This window comes from Candidatus Stoquefichus sp. SB1, assembly GCF_001244545.1.
In the GTDB taxonomy this organism is placed as follows: domain Bacteria; phylum Bacillota_I; class Bacilli_A; order Erysipelotrichales; family Coprobacillaceae; genus Stoquefichus.
Map to the genome: position 1 here is coordinate 278,181 of NZ_LN852696.1, position 18,118 is coordinate 296,298.

Genomic DNA, 18,118 nt, shown 5'->3' on the forward strand with positions numbered 1-18,118 from the left:
TTTATTTTGGAATCATTTGACTCACGTATTGTGCTAATTCTTGATGTGCATTTTCGCCATGACTGGCAATAATATCGACAATTGCACTACCAACAATAACACCATCAGCTATTTGTAAATATTTTTGAGATTGTTCTGGACTATGAATACCAAAACCAATAGCAACTGGAACATCAGTCACTAAACGAATATCATTGATAATACTTTGTAGATCCGTTTGGATATCTTTTCGCATTCCTGTTACCCCCATAGAAGAAACAAGATAAATAAATCCTTCAGCTTTTTTAGCAATTTCTAAAACTCTCTGTTGTGATGTTGGAGCAATCATAGAAATGACGCTTATATTATATTGTTTGGCAATTTCTTTAACTTCATGGCTTTCTTCAAAAGGACAGTCTGGGATAATAATACCATCTACACCACATTGTTGACAGTTCATAAAGAACTTTTGATAACCATAGTGGAAAACAGGATTTAAATATGTCATAAGACAAATTGGAATTTGTGATGTTTCCCTAATAGACTTAACAATTTGAAAAATGTCATCAGTCGTTATACCATGATTTAAAGCACGAATGTTAGCAGCTTGAATGACTGGACCTTCAGCAGTAGGATCACTAAAAGGAATACCAATTTCAATTAAAGAAGCACCTGCTTTTTCAAGTTCTAAAGCATATTCGATAGTTTTTTGTGGCTGAGGATCCCCAGCCGTTAGAAAAGCAATAAATGCTTTTTGATTATAAAATGCGTTTTGAATTCTATTCATGAATATCAATCCCCCCATATTTTGCAATCGCTGCAACATCTTTATCACCACGACCTGATAAACAGATAATCACAATATCATCTGATGAAAGAGTAGGTACATATTTTTTTGCATAGGCAACAGCATGAGCACTTTCAATAGCACAAATAATACCTTCTGTTTTCGCTAAATATTCAAATGCATCAACAGCTTCTGCATCAGTTACAGGCACATACTGTGCTCTATTGATATCATGTAAGTAAGCATGTTCTGGTCCAATTCCTGGATAATCTAAACCAGCTGAAATAGAATAAACAGGAGCAATCTGTCCATATTGATCTTGGCAGAAATAGGATTTCATACCATGAAAGACACCTAATGAGCCTGTATTGATTGTTGCGGCAGTAAAAGCAGTATCAACACCTTTACCAGCGGCTTCACAGCCAATCAACTGGACACTTGGTTCATTAATGAAATGATAGAACATTCCCATAGCATTACTTCCTCCACCAACACAGGCAATTACAGCTTTAGGAAGTTTCCCTTCACATTCAAGAATTTGACTTTTTGCTTCTTTAGAAATAACACTTTGAAAATCTCTAACAATCATCGGAAAAGGATGAGGTCCCATGACTGAACCTAAGACATAAAGGGTGTCATCAACACGTGATGTCCATTCGCGCATTGTCTCATTCACTGCATCTTTCAATGTCATTGTTCCAGAGGTCACACTATGCACCTGAGCTCCTAATAATTGCATACGATAAACATTGAGTGATTGTCTGTCTGTATCCTCTTTACCCATAAAAATTTCACAATCTAGTCCTAATAAAGCTGCGGCAGTTGCTGTTGCGACACCATGCTGGCCTGCACCAGTTTCTGCAATTACACGCGTTTTTCCCATCTTTTTTGCCATTAGGACTTGTCCTAAAACATTATTTATCTTATGTGATCCTGTATGGTTTAAATCTTCACGTTTGAGATAAACTTTTGCACCTTTTAAATCTTCTGTCATTTTTTTAGCATAATATAATAAAGAAGGACGTCCAGCATACTCATTTAATAGCTGATTGAGTTCTTTTTGAAAGCTCTCATCATTCTTATAATATTCATACGCTTTTTCTACTTTATGAATTTCATTCATTAATGTTTCTGGAATATATTGACCACCATGTATTCCATATCTACCTTTTTCCATATTTAACTCTCCTTACAATTTCATTTATTTTTTGAGAATCTTTATACCCATTTGTTTCAACCCCACTACTTAAATCAATTCCATAACAAGCAATTTTTAAAGCATCATCAATATTTGTTAAATTAATTCCTCCCGCTAGAAAGAATGGTTTTTTGATTTGAGGCAGAAGTGACCAATCAAAACATCTTCCACTGCCAGCGTTGGATGCATCAAATAAATAATAATCAATATCCTGATAGTGATGAGAAAAATCTTGAATAGAAATAGCTTTAATAATAGGCATATTTGTTTTTTGTTTTAATTGACTAATATATTGCTGATCTTCATTTCCATGTAATTGAATCAAATCAATGATTCCCTGATTGACAATAGAAACAATATCCTGGATAGGTGCATTAACAAAAACACCAACAGCTTTGATATTTTGATTTAACATTTTCTTGAAAATACTGGCTTGATTAACTGTAACTTGACGACGACTCTTTGCAAAGACAAAACCGATATAATCAGGGTTTGCTTCATTAACAAACTCAATATCTTCTTTTCTAAATAATCCACAAATCTTAATCTTCATCTTGATTCCTTAATGAGTTGAAGAAAGACTGTTTATGTGAAGAAGTCATCATCGCTTCACCAATTAAAACGGCATCAACCTGATGTTGAGAAAGTTGCTTTATATCATCTGCTGTATGAATACCACTTTCAGATACAAAAATGATATCTGAAGGAACTTTTTGACGTAATGTAAAAGTTGTTTGAAGATCAACTGTAAAATCTTTGAGCTGACGATTATTAATACCAATTATTTTTGCTTGTGCTAATAGAGCCATTTCTATTTCTTGAGCATCATGTGCTTCAACTAACACACTCAATCCTAAACTTTTTGCTAGGGCAATATAGTGTGTGAGCTGTTCTAATGTGAGGATTGCACAAATAAGCAAAATAGCATCAGCATTATTTGCTTTTGACTCATAAATCATATATTCATCAATTATAAAATCTTTTCTTAATACAGGAATATTGACATGTTGTTTAATATCTTTTAGATAAGTGATATCTCCCTGAAAAAAATCAGGTTCAGTTAATACAGAAATTGCATCGGCACCTATCTTTTCATATTCTCTAGCAATATCTAAATAGGGAAAGTGTTCAGCAATAACGCCTTTTGATGGAGAGGCCTTTTTCACTTCTAAAATAAAAGACATTGATTTTTTATTTAAAGATTTTTCAAAAGGAAAATCATTTTGATTAGGTTTTGACATAGCTAATTGTTTCATTTCTTCTAATGAAATTTTTTGCTTGAGTGAGAGAATATGTTGTTGTCTATGGGCTACAATTTGATCAAGTATCATATGTTCACCTGTGAAGCCCTTATAAACTCATTGAGTTTATTTAAGGCTTTCCCTTCATCAATTATTTTTCTGGCTATATCAATCCCTTCCTGTATATTTTGTGCTTGACCACCTATATAAATTGCTGCCCCAGCATTTAAGAGAACAGCGTCTCGCTTAGGACTTGTTTGACCATTTAAGATATCTAAAGTAATCTGAGCATTTTCTTGTGGTGAACCACCAATAAGTTCTTCTTTTTGACAACGTGCAAAACCAAATTGTTCAGGGGTTATTGTATAACTTTGGTATTGACCATTATGGATTTCACAGACAGTAGTAGGTGCTGATAGAGAAATTTCATCTAATCCATCTTGACCATAGACAACCATTGCTCGTTTCACTCCTAAATGACTAAGAACTTTGGCTAATGGTTCAACTAAAGATTCTTCATAAACACCCATGACTTGCATAGAAGCTCCAGCGGGATTTGTGAGTGGTCCTAAGATATTGAAAACAGTTCTTATCCCTAATTCTTTTCTAACGGGAGCAACATATTTCATAGCAATATGATAATTTTGGGCAAAGAGAAAACAGATATGATGTTGTTTAAGAATATGAGCACTATGTTCAGGAGTGATATTAATTTTAACCCCTAAAGCTTCTAAAACATCAGCTGCTCCACATTTTGAACTTGCGGCACGATTGCCATGCTTGGCAACCTTAATTCCACTTGCTGCAATGACAAGTGCTGAAGTTGTAGAGATGTTGAATGAATGGGAATGATCACCACCTGTCCCCACAATTTCTAAAACCTCTTCGTCATTGAGTAACTTTATACAATGCTCACGCATACCACTGGCACTGCCTGTGATTTCATCAATTGTTTCACCTTTTAAGCTTAATGCAGTAAGATAACTGGCCATTTGGATTTGAGAGGCCGATCCGCTCATAATTTCATTCATACATTCATAAGCCTGTTGTTTTGATAAATTGCTATTTTGTGATAATAATTGAATTGCTTCTTTAATCATTTTTAATTCCTCCTAAAAAATTTTGAATTATTTTTGTACCATCCTGAGTTAAAATAGATTCAGGATGAAATTGTAAACCATAAGTATAACTCTGTTGATGTTTGACAGCCATAATTTCTCCCTCCTTTGTTTGAGCAATCACTTTTAACTGATGAGGAAGATTTTTAGCAATCAGAGAATGATAACGTGCTACAGTTAAATGTTGATTCATACCTTGGAAAATAGGATCCGACTGGGTTTTTATAAGTGACGATTTTCCATGCATAATTTGAGGGGCATAAGTAATTTGCGCACCAAAAACTTCACAAATTGCCTGATGTCCCAAACAAATTCCTAAAATAGGTATTGTTTGATGGAATTGAGCAATGATTTTTTCAATAATTCCAGCATCTTTTGGTCTTCCGGGACCTGGAGATATAATAATTGCTGTTGGTTTCAGTTGAGTGATTTGTTCAAGTGTTATTTCATCATTACGAGCAATTGTGATATTTGGTTCAATGGAACCAATCAATTGGTATAAATTGTAGGAAAAGCTATCATAGTTATCAATGAGTAATATCATATAAAACCTCCATCTGCTTGTTTTAAAGCTTCCATTATTGCGGCTGCTTTATAGCAGCATTCTTGATATTCATTTTCTGGCTTACTATCAGCGACAATGCCGGCACCACTAGAAACGAAAATATGCTGGTTGATCTTATAAGCAAAACGAATCGCAATACAAGTATCCATTTGACCAGTAAAATCTATATATCCAATAGCTCCACCATATAAATAACGTTTCTGTTTTTCTAGTTGGTAAATAAGTGAACTTGCCTTGATTTTAGGAGCACCAGATAAAGTACCTGCTGGTAATAAAGCATCAATCACATCAAGCGCATCTTTATCTTTGGATAAATAATCTGTGATGGTTGAACCAATATGCATCACATGTGAGAACTTGAGAATCTGCATATAGTCTAAAATCCTGACACTAGATAATTCACTCACTTTGCCAATATCATTTCTGCCTAAATCGATTAACATTTGATGTTCAGCTAATTCTTTTGGATCATTGAGTAGTTCTTTTTCATTTTGTTCATCTTCTTTATGTGTTCGACCACGTGGACGAGTACCAGCAAGTGGATAAGTATAAATGTGATGATCTTGTTGTTTGACGAGAGTTTCTGGAGATGAACCAATAATCTCAATATTTGACATTTGCAAATAGAATAAATAAGGTGAAGGATTGATATCTTTTAAAATTTGATATGTTTGAAAAAGACTGCCAGAAGCCACAGTATGCCATCGATTAGAAAGAACAATTTGAAATATATCACCTTCATAAATATGCCTTTTAGCCTGTTTAACCATTTGGCAGTATTCTTGTTTGTTATAGCTAGGGAGAAAGTCTTTTTGTAATTTAAGAGGTTCTGGTTCTTGAGGTTTAATTTTAAGTAATGAAGCAAGTTTTTGTAAAAGCTGTTGTGCTTTTTGATAGTCATTTTCTAAATCGTTAAGAGGAATATGAGTTATCAGCTGAATGAGATTTTGTTGGTGATCAATACAGATAATGGTTTCAAATAACATGAGATGCATATCAGCAATTTGATGAATGTTTTTTTCATTTACTTTTAATGAAGGCTCATTATAATGAAAATATTCATAGCCAAAATATCCGACAAGACCTCCTTGAAAAGGTGGGAGATTTAAAATTTGAGGACAACGATATTGGCTTAGAATTTCTCTTATAACATCATGAGGATGGTTAGCTTGAATCAGGTTATTGTTGATATAAATCTTCTCTTGATAGCAGGTCATATGCATTTTAGGTTGAAAACCTAAATAAGAATAGCGTTGTTGTTGATGTTTTAAAGATGCATTTTCAAACATAAAACAATCATGATCATGTGTTTTGAGTATTTTAAGAATATCTGATGGTGATTGAAAATGATTAGGTATTTGATAAACAATAGGGACAATATCATAATGTTTATGTTGAATTATTTCCTGAATATCTTGAATTGATGGGTAGTACATATAAGTTCCTCCTTTATAAATAAAAAATCCGTCCCGACAGAAAAATTCTGTCAAGGACGGATCTATACTCCGCGGTGCCACCTTGTTTCACGATAAAAAAATCGTGCACTTATCAGATGCTATCACATCTTCGACTACTTACGTAAGTCATAACGTCAAAGAATACTCAGCAGATGCTTTTCACTTTGCCCTCAGTGGTCCATTTAATAGGCTGCGTTCTGCTTGTTTCCACCATCCAAGCTCTCTAGTAGTGCACGATCTATTTTTATCTCCACCTCAACGGTTTGTTGTATTTATCATATACTTATGATAAAAAAATGTCAACATAATATTTAAATTTCAATTGTTTATACAATCCATAAATTAAAAAAATCCTCTTATAGAAAGAGAATTTTCATTTTAATCAGACATTTTTTTAATTGATTTATCAGTCACTTCTATATGATTTCGATAAAGTGAAATATTAATAAAGCGACTACCAACTGCATAAATTAAAGCCATACTTGGAACCGCAATTAATAATCCAAAGAAACCAAATAAATTACCAAATACAACCAAAGATAAAAGAACATACAAACCAGAAATACCAACAGCACCACCCACAACTCTTGGATAAATAATGTTTGCTTCAAATTGTTGAATAATTACAAAACAAATTGTAAAGATAATAGCCTGGGTTGGTTCAACAGCCAAAACGAGGATAAAACTAATTCCAAATCCAACAAATCCTCCAAACATAGGAACCAAACTTGCAAGACCAATAATAAAAGCAATTAATTCAGGAAATGGTAAACCTGTTAATCTAAATCCAGCATACATCAAAGATGTTAAAATACAGCATTCTAACAATTGACCAGATACAAATCCATTAAAATAATGATTAGCTTCTGCACCAATATCAAAAATTACTAAAGATTCTTTATAACCAAATAAGAAAGTCACAATCTTTTTCAGTTGTCTTAAATGTGTTTCTTTATTTGCTAATAAGTATAAAGACATGATAAATGAAGTAATGACATTAATAAAAAATCCAAATATACCAATTGACTGGAAGAGTAAATTGATTCCAGCATTCCCTAATAAATCACCACTTTTAGAAAGAAAATTATTTAAATCTAAAGTTGCTAAACCTTGTTGAATTGAATCATAATTAATCGCATAATTGACATGGAATTTTGCCATTGTATCATTGACTAATGTCACTAAACGATTTGCATAATTAAATATATTTGTAATAATCAATGTAATACTTTCACCAAGTCTTGGAATAATAAACGAAGAAAACAAGACAATTAATAGTAATGCTAAAATTAATGTTGTTGCCATTGCTAAACCACGTTTTAAACCACGTTTTTTTATTTTTTTACCATACAAATGCTCTATCTTACGCATAGGAATATTTAAGATAAATGCAATAATAATTGCAATATAGAGGGGTGTTGCTAATGAGAGTATATAACCAATAATGGAAAAGACTGTATTAAAATTAAATACGATAAAGGCTAATACTATAGCATAAGTAATATAGAGCATTGTTTTATTGTTTTTGACAATATGTGTTTTGTCAATCATATTTTCACCTTCTTTATTTTCATTATCATAACATAAATAGAATAAAATGTGTAGTTGATTGTGTAAAGCTACAAAACATGATAAAATGTGACATGAGGTGATAAATGTGAAATTAACAAGACAGGCTCAAGTACTGATTTTCGCATTCATGGCAGTTATCTTTTTAGTGATTGCGTTTTTATTGTTTAAGCCAGATGATCATGATGAAGGAAAAACGGATAAGGCAGAGTACACAGTGAAGCTGGTGAGTGAAAATACACCGTTGATATCAACTTATATTGATTCTATTTCGATTGAAAAATCATCAACTGATTTCAAGGAAAATAAAATTGAATTAGAAAAAGGATATAAAATTGGAGATTATACTTTATCTTCAAATCAATCTTTTATTAAATATATTCAATTAACTGGTCCAAAAGAAAAAGAAGCTTTAATTAAAGGGTCAAAAAATATAATGACACATTATGCTTATACAATGTTATTAACTGGAGATATTATTGAAAAGACAAATACACAAACAAAAGAAAAGATTTATGAGGTTGTTAATGCACATATAACATATAATCGTATACCATTAACTCTTTTAAGTGATAATAATAATGTTGCTATTGCAAATCAAAAGAAAACAAAAGAGAAAATTATAAATTTACAGGAATTTATCAATGCTTTAAAAGATGTAAAACAAAGAGAGCAGATGTTATCATGGTAGAACTATCGAAAGATAGTTCTTTTGCATATGATTTGATTTTTAAATGAAACTAGGTTTATAATCCTAATAAAGAGGAGTGAGAAAATGAAAAAATTATTAAAAGTATCTTTTATATATGTTATATTAGCACTTGTTGGTGGTGTGTTTTATCGTGAGTTCACAAAATGGAATGGTTTTACAGGAATCACAAGTTTAGCTGATATTCATGTACATTTGATGGTTTTGGGTGTTTTTATGTTTATGATTTTGGCTTTGTTTGCCCAAAGAACAAAGTTGATTGAAGCAAAAAAATTCAGTTTATTCATGATTTTATATAACGTAGGACTTGGACTAACAGTGATTATGATGTTGATAAGAGGTGTGACACAAGTCTTAGCGACAAACCTTTCTACAGGGTTCAATGCTGCTATTTCAGGCATGGCAGGAATTGGGCATATTTTACTGGGAATAGGGATTGTTTTATTGATGATGATTTTATTAAAAGTAAGTGAGGAGGACTAAAGATGAAAGCTGTTGTATTATTCAAAGATGGATTTGAAGAATTGGAAGCATTAAGTGTTGTTGATGTTTTAAGACGTGCACAAGTTCCTTGTGAAATGATAGGAATGGATCAAATGCATGTCAAGAGTTCACATGGGATTGAAGTAAAAATGGACAGATGTTTTGATGATTCTGTTTATGAAGCTGATGTTGTTGTTTTACCAGGTGGACTACCTGGTGCGACTTCATTAAGAGATGATCAAAGAGTGATTGATGTTTTAAAAGACTTTAATCAAAAAGGGAAATGGATTGCGGCTATATGTGCTGGACCTATTTCACTAGAGCCTGCCAATGTTGCTAATGGTAAGCAATTCACTTGCTATCCTGGTTTTGAAAAAGATATACCTTCTGGTATACATCAGGATACATTGGTGTGTGTTGATCAAAATTTAATTACAGGTAGAGGTCCAGCAGCAGCGTTGAAGTTTAGTTATACAATTTTGGAAAAACTGGGATATGATGCAAATCAAATTGCTAATGCAATGCAGTATCATTATTTATAATCGTAAAGAAAGCATATACAAACAGACGAGTACTATTGTCTGTTTTTTTAATTTTGTATTTGTGCTGGGGTATAGATTTACTTGTTTTTATGTGATTATCAATGTAAAATAAATGTAGTGCTGGAGGATAAGCCTATGAAATATATTGATATTGTGAGAAAAAATGAATGTAAAGATCGTTTTTGTAATTTATATAATGAAAGTGAATCAATGCTGATTACTAAAAATAAAGGTTTTGAGGTGTTAAGAATATCTATGCCTAAAGGAAATAAAGGTGTAATGCCTCCGTTGGCTGATCATATTACAGAAGTGTATTATATATTAGAAGGTTGTTTATCTTTTATTTATAAGAATCAGGAAGAATTTTTATATAAAGGAGATACATTTGTATTAAGAACTTATCCTAAAGCAATTCCTTATATTGTTCATGAAGATTTAACAATGATATTAAGTACCAATCATCTTGAATTTAATAAGCATAAAGAAATATTGGATTTATTACAAGAACAGATGGATTTATTAGAAAACAGTGATTTACATTCAAGAAGCCATTGTGAAAGATTAGAAAAACTTCTTTATCCAGTCATTAAATATATCCATTTAGAAGCATATCGAGCAGAAAATTTGATTTATGCAGCATGTTACCATGATGTTGGTAAAATAAAAAATGGCCAAATGAATGAACTGATTGACCACCCATCCCATGGAGCACAGTTAGTGCTTCCTTATTTAGGTGAAGATGTTGCACAAATTATTTTACAGCATCATGAAAATGTGGATGGTAGTGGTTTCCCAAATGGGCTTCAAGGAGATGAAATCATATTAGAGGCTAAGATATTAGCGGTTGTTAATAAATATGATCATCTTATCCATGATCATCAATTATCACAAATAGAGGCTATTGATTATTTAAAAGTGAATGTAGATAAACAATTTGATAAGAATGCTGTTGATGTATTTATTCAAAGCTTAGGAGTTAGATAATATGGAAGCTTTAGAAATTATTAGGAAAAATGATGGAATTGATAAATTTGAAACTTTTATTCAAGAAAATGATTCAACTTTGGTTGTTAGTGAAAATGGAATGGAAGTCATTATTTATCATATGCCAAAAGGTTTAATAGGTTGTTTTGCTCCTATTAGTGAAGAGACTATTGAATCTTATTCAATATTAGATGGAAAAATAAAATTAGATGATCAAATAGAAGATCAAATCTTAGAAATAGGGGATAGTTTTATTTTAAAAGGAATCCCTTTTGGAATTCCTTTTACAGTTATAGAAGATTTGACACTTGTTGTAAGTACGAATTCAATTATTTATTTAAGTGATAAAGAAAAGAATCAGAAACTATGCGAAATTATGAATAAGGTTCAAGCAAGTGATGGGGATACAAAAGATCACTGTGAAAGAGTTAAGGAATTGTGCTTATCCATGATACGTTATTTACCTTTTGATTATAGAAGAACAGATGAACTTTTATTAGCTGCTCGTTTTCATGACTGTGGTAAAATTATGGTACCTAGAGAAATCTTGATTAAACCAGCAAAACTTGATAATGCAGAATATGAGATTATGAAAACACATCCTTATGAATCTTACAAAATTGTGAAAACATATTTTAAAAATGATATTGCTGATATTGTTTTACAGCATCATGAGCGTATTGATGGCAAGGGATATCCATATGGCCTAGCTGGTGATGATATTCTTTTTGAAGCTAAAATTATAGCTGTTGCTGATGCATATGATGCCATGGTTACACCACGTCCTTATAATCGAGGAAAAAGTATTGAAGAAGCCATTGCAGAATTAAAGAGAAATGCTGGTACGCAGTTTGATGAACAATGTGTTGAAGCGTTATTACAACATTTACAAATGAGTGTAAAGCTATAGAATCTTTTTAAATAATAGATTTTATAGCTTTTTTCTAACGAATGCTAATGTGTTTTCTTGATCATAATCTGAATTATAAATAAATCCATCAATATTTAATGCTTTTAAATCTTCTAATGTCTTGATTTCATGTAAAATAAGTTGATTTAACATTTGACCTCTGGCTTTTTTGATAATCATAGCATTGCGCTTACATTTTTCATTTTGAAGTTCAATAAAATCAATGAAATAAATATAAGGATGATGTAACATATCAGTAAATTCCTTAGAAGCTAATGAAATGATATAATCTTCTTTTTCAAAATATTGATAAATAGGAGTATACCAATAGCTATAAAGATTGATATTTTCTGGTTTCATGGTCATATCTAAACGATATGGTGTTATTGCTGTATTGTATTGAAGAATACCATAATAAGCAGACATGATTCTGACATACTGATTTAAATAATCAGTATGCCAATGAAACTGGTCTAATTGAAGTTGTTGAAAGACAGTTCCCTGATATAGTGTAATAGCTGGAGCAGTCTCATAAGTTTGATGATAATAATCATAGACTTGCGTTGCCTGTTTATAGGATATTTTCATAAGTTGGCATAATCCTTCATCATTATATTGGTTTAATAATGAATGAAGATATTGTGTCTCATTTGGAAAAATGAGATCAGTTGTTGTGAACTGATGTTTTTTATATTTCATAGTTTTACTAGGGGCAATAATAATTTTCATAGAATTCTCCTTGCTTTTTGATATTATTCTAGCATGCTTTGAAAAAGTTATCTATGCTGATGCTTGGAAATTGCTTATAATGTGTTTGAAAGTATGATATAATCTTGGCGGTAGGTGAAAAAAATGAATACAATAATTATAAATAAAATATTAATGCATATGCTGGATTTTGAACATCGTAAGATTTATCATTCTTCAACATTTGTAGATTTAAATGAAACTTCTATAGATTATTATCGTAAAAAGGTAGAAAAGGCATTGAGTTCTCCAGTTATGAAGGAATTAACTGTAGGGAGTTTACATGAAATGATGTTGAGATGTGACAAAATGGTTGAAAGTGATGAAGAGTTTATAAAACAGGCACAGGAGATTACTGATAAATTGTTTGCTTTAGGTTCAGTCATTGAAGAAATGCCTAATAGTAATGTCTTGTTTGTAGACTGTTATAAAAATGGTGAGAGATTTATGGCTGTGCTTAAACTCAATTATCGTACGATTCCAATGAGTGTAGTTGAAGAAGGAATAGTACGTATTACTAAGCAGCAAGTGTTACCAATGATGGGATCTGCTGTTGATGAAGCAATTATTATGAATGCTGATCAAAAACAATTATTTTTAATTGAAAAGAAATTTACCATTGATGGTAAACCTGATTTTTATTTAAATACACAATGGATTAAAGGTGAAGAAAAATTAACTGATAAACAGAAGTTTTCAACAATGAAAAAAGTTGTCAAGAAAATGGATGATATTTATAATGTGAATGATGGTAAGGCTTTACCATTGATGAAACAGGAAATTCAAGAAAAAATGGAGACAAATCAACCTGTTAAGCCATTAGAAATCGTTAAAAAAGTTTTAGAAAGAGATTATCAGGCTCAAGAAGAAAGTGAGTTAATGATGAAAGATTTGGGAATTAATGAGGAAGATCAAATTTCTGTTTTAGCAGGAGCTATGGATACTTGTAAACTGGTATTAGATGATGAAATTGAAGTGAAATTACCAATTGAAGAATATCTTTCGGGGAGTCATCTAGAAAAAATAAAACAGCCTGATGGAACATATTCTATTGTGCTTAAGGATATTAATGAAGTGATTGTGAAATAAACTGGAATAAAGGAATTCCAGTTTTTTTTGTGAAATTTCAACCCTATATGTATACATTTTTCAGTATATTCAATAATTGAATAAAAAGCGATAATGTTTCTAAAGGGTGTGGTTTTAAGTGATAAGTTATGAACCATTGTATAAAACAATGAAAAAACAAAATGTAACAACTTATACATTAATTTATAAGCATGATATTAATGCAAGAACTATTCATAATATAAAAAATAATAAAGGTATTTCTACATATACGATTGAACGTTTATGTAAAATATTAAAGTGCACACCAAATGATATTTTTGAATTTATCGATGATGATAGTGAGTAACATGTCTTTTCATAAGAAGATGTGTTCTTTTTTTAGATAATTTATATTTTTTGAAATGATGAATGTTAATGCTTTTTAAACCCATTTCATGTATAATGGAGATATATGAAAGGGGTTAAATTATGGCAAAATTAGATAATTTTTTGATTCAACTTTTCCATGAAGGAAATTGTTTAGAAATGTATAAAGTATTTGGAGCACATTTAGAAGAAGATGATGGGCAAAAAGGTGTTAGATTTACAGTTTATGCACCAAATGCAAGAAGTATTCAAGTTGTAGGTGATTTTAATCAGTGGAATGGTGAAAATCATTATATGGAAAGATATACAGATGGGGGTATTTTTACACTCTTTATTCCAAAATTAAAACAATATGATACATACAAATATCGTATTGAGACACCAAATGGTTCTTGGGTAGATCGTGCTGACCCTTATGCATTCTTTAGTGAATTACGACCAGCGACAGCCTCTAAAGTTTATAAGATTGATGGCTATAAATGGGCGGATAAACGCTGGATGAATAAACGTACAAAGAACTTTGATAAAGTATTAAATATTTATGAAGCTAATATTGGTTCATGGAAGATGAAAAAAGATTTCACTGATGAAGAAGATGGGGAATACTATAGTTATGAGGAAATGATTGATGAAATTATTCCTTATGTTGTTGAAAATGGTTTTTCACATATTGAATTGATGCCTTTGATTGAGTTTCCATTTGATGGTTCTTGGGGATATCAGGCAACAGGATATTTTAGTGCAACAAGTCGATATGGTAATCCTAAACAGTTGATGGCATTTATTAATGCATGTCATAAAAATAATATTGGTGTGATTATGGATTTTGTTCCTGCACATTTTGTGAAAGATGGTCATGGATTACATCAGTTTGATGGTGGATTTGTTTATGAATATCCTGATATTAATTTAAGATATACAGAATGGGATAGTTGTTATTTTGATTTGGGTCGAGAAGAAGTGAGAAGTTTCTTAATGTCTTCTGTACACTTTTGGGCAAATTATTTCCATGTTGATGGTATTCGTTTTGATGCTGTTAGTAATTTGATTTATTGGAAAGGGAATAAGGAAAGAGGCGTTAATGATGGCGCTATTGAATTTATGAAACGTATGAATTCACATATGAATGGATTATTCCCAGGTGTTATGTTAATTGCTGAAGATTCTACTGATTATCCTAATGTCACAAAAGCACCTCATGCTGGAGGACTTGGTTTTGATTATAAATGGGATCTTGGATGGATGAATGATACATTAGCGTATTTTAAAAAGGATCCTATTTATCGACAACATCCTGATAACCACAATAAATTGACTTTCTCTATGATGTATTTCTATCGTGAAAATTATATTTTACCATTGTCACATGATGAGGTTGTTCATAGCAAAGGAACTATCTTAGATAAGATGTGGGGTAATAATGATCAAAAATTTGCACAGTGTAAAGCTCTTTACCTATACATGATGACACATCCAGGTAAGAAATTAAACTTTATGGGAAATGAACTTGCAGAATATAAAGAATGGGATGAAAAGAAAGCTTTAGGATGGGTATTATTAAAATATCCACAACATGATTCATTCCACAAATATTTTAGTGATTTAAATCATCTTATTTTAAATCACCCAGCATTATATCAATATGATTATTATCCAGAAGGGTTTGAATGGCTTGTTGTGGATGATTGTCAACAGAGTGTATTTGCATATGCAAGATATGCACCTGATGGGGAAATATTGATTTGTATTATGAACTTTGTAGGGAATACACATAAGGGATATCATATTCCTGTACCAGTTGCAGGAACTTATAAAGAAATCATTAATACAGATACAGATTATTATACTGGTAGCAATTTTACGAACAAAAGAGCTATTAAATCTAAAAAAATACCTGCTGTAAACAAAGAAAATTCGATTTTGGTTGACATTGCGCCATTTTCGGGTATGATATTTGAATTGAAGAGAAAATAGTAGAGGGAGACATGATATGTTTAAAACAAAAGAAGAATTTAAGTATGAATTTTCAAGAAGAATTATTGAGTCTTATGGGAGAACTGTAGAAGAATCTCATATTACAGAGAAATTCATGGTTCTTGAAACAATGGTACGAGACTATGCTTCTGTCAATTGGGCCATGACAAAAATGGTCACAAAGACAAATTATCAAAAACAAATTCATTATTTCTCAATGGAGTTTTTGATTGGACGTTTGCTTGTCAATAACATGATGAACTTAGGAATATATGAAATCGCTAAGGATGGTTTAGAAGATTATGGAATTAATATTCATGATCTAGAAGAATTAGAGTCTGATGCAGGTCTTGGAAATGGTGGTTTAGGAAGATTAGCAGCTTGCTTTATGGATTCTTTAGCATCATTATCATATCCGGCTTTTGGAAATACAATTCGTTATGAATATGGTTTATTTAAACAAAAAATTGAAAATGGATACCAGGTAGAAGTGCCAGACCAATGGCTAAAATTGGGAAATATGTGGGAAGTTCGTAAACCAAAACACGCTGTAGATGTCAAATTCTGGGGTCGTGTTGTATGGAATGAAGAAACTGGTAAATGGGATCATGTTGATGCTGAGTGTGTTCGTGCAGTTCCTTATGATATGCCAATTGTAGGTAATGATACAACAGTTACCAATACACTACGTTTATGGCATGCTGAACCAAGTGATGAAATTCCATCTAACAAAGATTTTAGGCAATATGCTCAAGAAGTGAGAGATATTTGTCAAAACTTATATCCAGATGATTCTACTTTAGCAGGAAGAACACTTCGTTTGAAACAGCAATATTTCTTTGTTTCAGCAGGTATTCGTGCTATTGTCAAAAATCATTTAAGAGTATATCCATCATTAAGTAATTTCCATGAAAAGAATGTCATTCAGTTAAATGATACACATCCTGTTTTGGCAATTCCAGAATTGATGAGAATCTTTATTGATGAATATAACATGGAATGGGATGAAGCATGGCACATTACATCTCATACTTGTGCATATACAAACCATACAATTTTAGCTGAAGCATTAGAAAAATGGCCAGTTTCAACAATGGAATCTTTATTACCAAGAATTTATCAGATCATTGAAGAAATTAATAGAAGATTCATTGGATATGTGAAACAAGTGAGTGATCATGATGATGATTTATTAAATCGTGTTATGATTATTAAAGATGGTCAAGTGTTTATGGCTCATTTAGCAATTGCTGGAAGTTTTAGTGTTAATGGTGTTGCAAGATTGCATACTCAAATTTTAATGGAACAGGAAATGAAGGATTTCAATCTTTTATATCCAAATAAATTCAATAATAAAACAAATGGGATTACACATCGTAGATGGTTGGCTTATTCTAACCCAGAATTATCAACATTGTTGAATGAAACAATTGGAAATGATTGGATTAAACATCCTGAACAGTTAGAAAAACTAATGGAATATGCAAATGATTCTATTGTGCAAGGAAAATTCTTTAATGTAAAACAACAAAGAAAACAAGTTTTAGCAGATTATATTTATGAGCATAATGGTATTCACATTGATACAAATAGTATTTTTGATATTCAAGTGAAAAGATTACATGCTTATAAACGTCAATTATTAAATATTATGCATGTCATTTACTTATATCAGGAAATGAAAGCTAATCCAGAATTTAGAATTTATCCAAGAACATTTATTTTTGGAGCTAAGGCAGCCCCAGCATATTATTTTGCTAAAAAAGTTATTAAATTAATTAATAGTGTTGCAGATGTTGTGAATAATGATCCAGAAACAAATGAATATTTAAAAGTTGTCTTTATTGAAAACTATGGTGTTACAATTGCAGAAAAGATTATGCCTGCAGCTGATGTTTCAGAACAGATTTCAACTGCCGGTAAAGAAGCAAGTGGAACTGGAAATATGAAGTTTATGATGAACGGTGCAGTTACAATTGGAACATTGGATGGAGCTAATGTTGAAATTGCTGAACGTGTTGGAGATGACAATGTTATTATCTTTGGATTAAAAGATAATGAAGTCAATGCTCTTAGACAGCATGGCCAATATAATGCATGGGATTATTATAATAATGATCCACGTATTAAACGTGTTGTTGATTCATTAGTTGATGGAACTTTCCATGAATCAAGAGAAGAATTTAGAATGATTTTTGATGAATTAATGAATCGTAATGATGAATATTTCTTGTTTGCAGATTTTGAATCTTATATTGATGCACAGGCTAAGATTGATCAGTTATATCGTGATCGTGCTATTTGGTCTCAAATGTGCTTAATTAATATTGCACAATCTGGTTATTTCTCATCAGATCGTACAATTGAAGAATATGTATCTGATATCTGGAAATTAGATAGAGTGAAAAGATAACAAAA

General features: G+C 31.4%; 18 protein-coding genes and 1 other annotated feature. Of the genes, 9 read left to right on the forward strand and 9 right to left on the reverse strand.

Features of this window, described 5'->3' with window-relative positions; translation table 11 throughout:
* Position 1 precedes the first annotated feature (1 nt).
* The 8 genes from trpA to BN1865_RS13840 all read right to left on the reverse strand — a co-directional run bounded on the left by trpA (position 2) and on the right by BN1865_RS13840 (position 7,896).
* A complete protein-coding gene (gene trpA, locus BN1865_RS13805; protein ID WP_050637850.1) occupies positions 2-766 on the reverse strand; it encodes a tryptophan synthase subunit alpha in 765 nt (254 codons plus the stop codon).
* A complete protein-coding gene (trpB, locus tag BN1865_RS13810; RefSeq protein WP_050637851.1) occupies positions 759-1,943 on the reverse strand; it encodes a tryptophan synthase subunit beta in 1,185 nt (394 codons plus the stop codon). Before trpB ends, trpA begins: the two co-directional genes overlap by 8 nt.
* Complete coding sequence (locus tag BN1865_RS13815) at positions 1,930-2,517, reverse strand: phosphoribosylanthranilate isomerase (protein ID WP_050637852.1); 588 nt, start codon at positions 2,515-2,517, stop codon at positions 1,930-1,932. The genes trpB and BN1865_RS13815 overlap by 14 nt, the downstream gene beginning before the upstream one ends.
* The gene (gene trpC / locus BN1865_RS13820) at positions 2,507-3,295 is read right to left on the reverse strand and encodes an indole-3-glycerol phosphate synthase TrpC (RefSeq protein ID WP_050637853.1); all 789 of its coding nucleotides are present in this window, start codon (positions 3,293-3,295) and stop codon (positions 2,507-2,509) included. Before trpC ends, BN1865_RS13815 begins: the two co-directional genes overlap by 11 nt.
* Complete coding sequence (trpD, locus tag BN1865_RS13825) at positions 3,292-4,305, reverse strand: anthranilate phosphoribosyltransferase (RefSeq protein WP_050637854.1); 1,014 nt, start codon at positions 4,303-4,305, stop codon at positions 3,292-3,294. The genes trpC and trpD overlap by 4 nt, the downstream gene beginning before the upstream one ends.
* Positions 4,298-4,867 carry an anthranilate synthase component II gene (locus BN1865_RS13830; RefSeq protein ID WP_050637855.1) on the reverse strand — a complete coding sequence of 190 codons (570 nt, stop codon included), beginning with the start codon at positions 4,865-4,867 and terminating at the stop codon, positions 4,298-4,300. Before BN1865_RS13830 ends, trpD begins: the two co-directional genes overlap by 8 nt.
* Positions 4,864-6,324, reverse strand: coding sequence for an anthranilate synthase component I family protein (locus tag BN1865_RS13835; protein WP_050637856.1), 1,461 nt, complete (start codon positions 6,322-6,324; stop codon positions 4,864-4,866). Before BN1865_RS13835 ends, BN1865_RS13830 begins: the two co-directional genes overlap by 4 nt.
* 49 nt (positions 6,325-6,373) lie before the next feature.
* Positions 6,374-6,613 (reverse strand) — a binding site (T-box leader).
* 110 nt (positions 6,614-6,723) lie between these two features.
* On the reverse strand, positions 6,724-7,896 hold the full coding sequence (locus tag BN1865_RS13840; RefSeq protein WP_050637857.1) for an AI-2E family transporter: 1,173 nt from the start codon (positions 7,894-7,896) through the stop codon (positions 6,724-6,726).
* 106 nt (positions 7,897-8,002) lie between these two features.
* On the opposite strand from BN1865_RS13840, the gene BN1865_RS13845 reads away from it, so the two are divergent.
* The 5 genes from BN1865_RS13845 (at position 8,003) to BN1865_RS13865 (ending at position 11,542) form a co-directional block, all read left to right on the forward strand.
* Positions 8,003-8,605 carry a hypothetical protein gene (locus BN1865_RS13845; protein ID WP_232780405.1) on the forward strand — a complete coding sequence of 201 codons (603 nt, stop codon included), beginning with the start codon at positions 8,003-8,005 and terminating at the stop codon, positions 8,603-8,605.
* 84 nt (positions 8,606-8,689) lie between these two features.
* Positions 8,690-9,106, forward strand: coding sequence for a DUF2871 domain-containing protein (locus BN1865_RS13850; RefSeq protein WP_050637858.1), 417 nt, complete (start codon positions 8,690-8,692; stop codon positions 9,104-9,106).
* Positions 9,107-9,108: 2 nt separating this feature from the next.
* Positions 9,109-9,648, forward strand: a complete 540-nt coding sequence (locus BN1865_RS13855; protein WP_050637859.1) for a DJ-1 family glyoxalase III — start codon at positions 9,109-9,111, stop codon at positions 9,646-9,648.
* Between the two features lie 135 nt (positions 9,649-9,783).
* On the forward strand, positions 9,784-10,632 hold the full coding sequence (locus tag BN1865_RS13860) for an HD-GYP domain-containing protein (RefSeq protein ID WP_050637860.1): 849 nt from the start codon (positions 9,784-9,786) through the stop codon (positions 10,630-10,632).
* A gap of 1 nt (position 10,633) precedes the next feature.
* On the forward strand, positions 10,634-11,542 hold the full coding sequence (locus BN1865_RS13865) for an HD-GYP domain-containing protein (RefSeq protein WP_050637861.1): 909 nt from the start codon (positions 10,634-10,636) through the stop codon (positions 11,540-11,542).
* Positions 11,543-11,563: 21 nt separating this feature from the next.
* Here the strand turns inward: BN1865_RS13865 and BN1865_RS13870 are convergent, their stop codons facing one another.
* Positions 11,564-12,271 (reverse strand): YaaA family protein, encoded by a 708-nt coding sequence (locus tag BN1865_RS13870; RefSeq protein WP_050637862.1) that lies wholly within the window; start codon positions 12,269-12,271, stop codon positions 11,564-11,566.
* Positions 12,272-12,394: 123 nt separating this feature from the next.
* Here BN1865_RS13870 and BN1865_RS13875 point away from each other — a divergent pair, with 123 nt between their 5' ends.
* The 4 genes from BN1865_RS13875 to BN1865_RS13890 all read left to right on the forward strand — a co-directional run bounded on the left by BN1865_RS13875 (position 12,395) and on the right by BN1865_RS13890 (position 18,113).
* On the forward strand, positions 12,395-13,378 hold the full coding sequence (locus BN1865_RS13875) for a nucleoid-associated protein (protein ID WP_050637863.1): 984 nt from the start codon (positions 12,395-12,397) through the stop codon (positions 13,376-13,378).
* A 118-nt stretch (positions 13,379-13,496) separates the two neighbouring features.
* Entirely contained in the window at positions 13,497-13,706 is a 210-nt protein-coding gene (locus BN1865_RS13880) for a helix-turn-helix domain-containing protein (RefSeq protein WP_050637864.1), read from the forward strand.
* A 122-nt stretch (positions 13,707-13,828) separates the two neighbouring features.
* Complete coding sequence (gene glgB / locus BN1865_RS13885; RefSeq protein ID WP_050637865.1) at positions 13,829-15,700, forward strand: 1,4-alpha-glucan branching protein GlgB; 1,872 nt, start codon at positions 13,829-13,831, stop codon at positions 15,698-15,700.
* Between the two features lie 16 nt (positions 15,701-15,716).
* Complete coding sequence (locus BN1865_RS13890) at positions 15,717-18,113, forward strand: glycogen/starch/alpha-glucan phosphorylase (protein ID WP_050637866.1); 2,397 nt, start codon at positions 15,717-15,719, stop codon at positions 18,111-18,113.
* Positions 18,114-18,118: the final 5 nt, after the last annotated feature.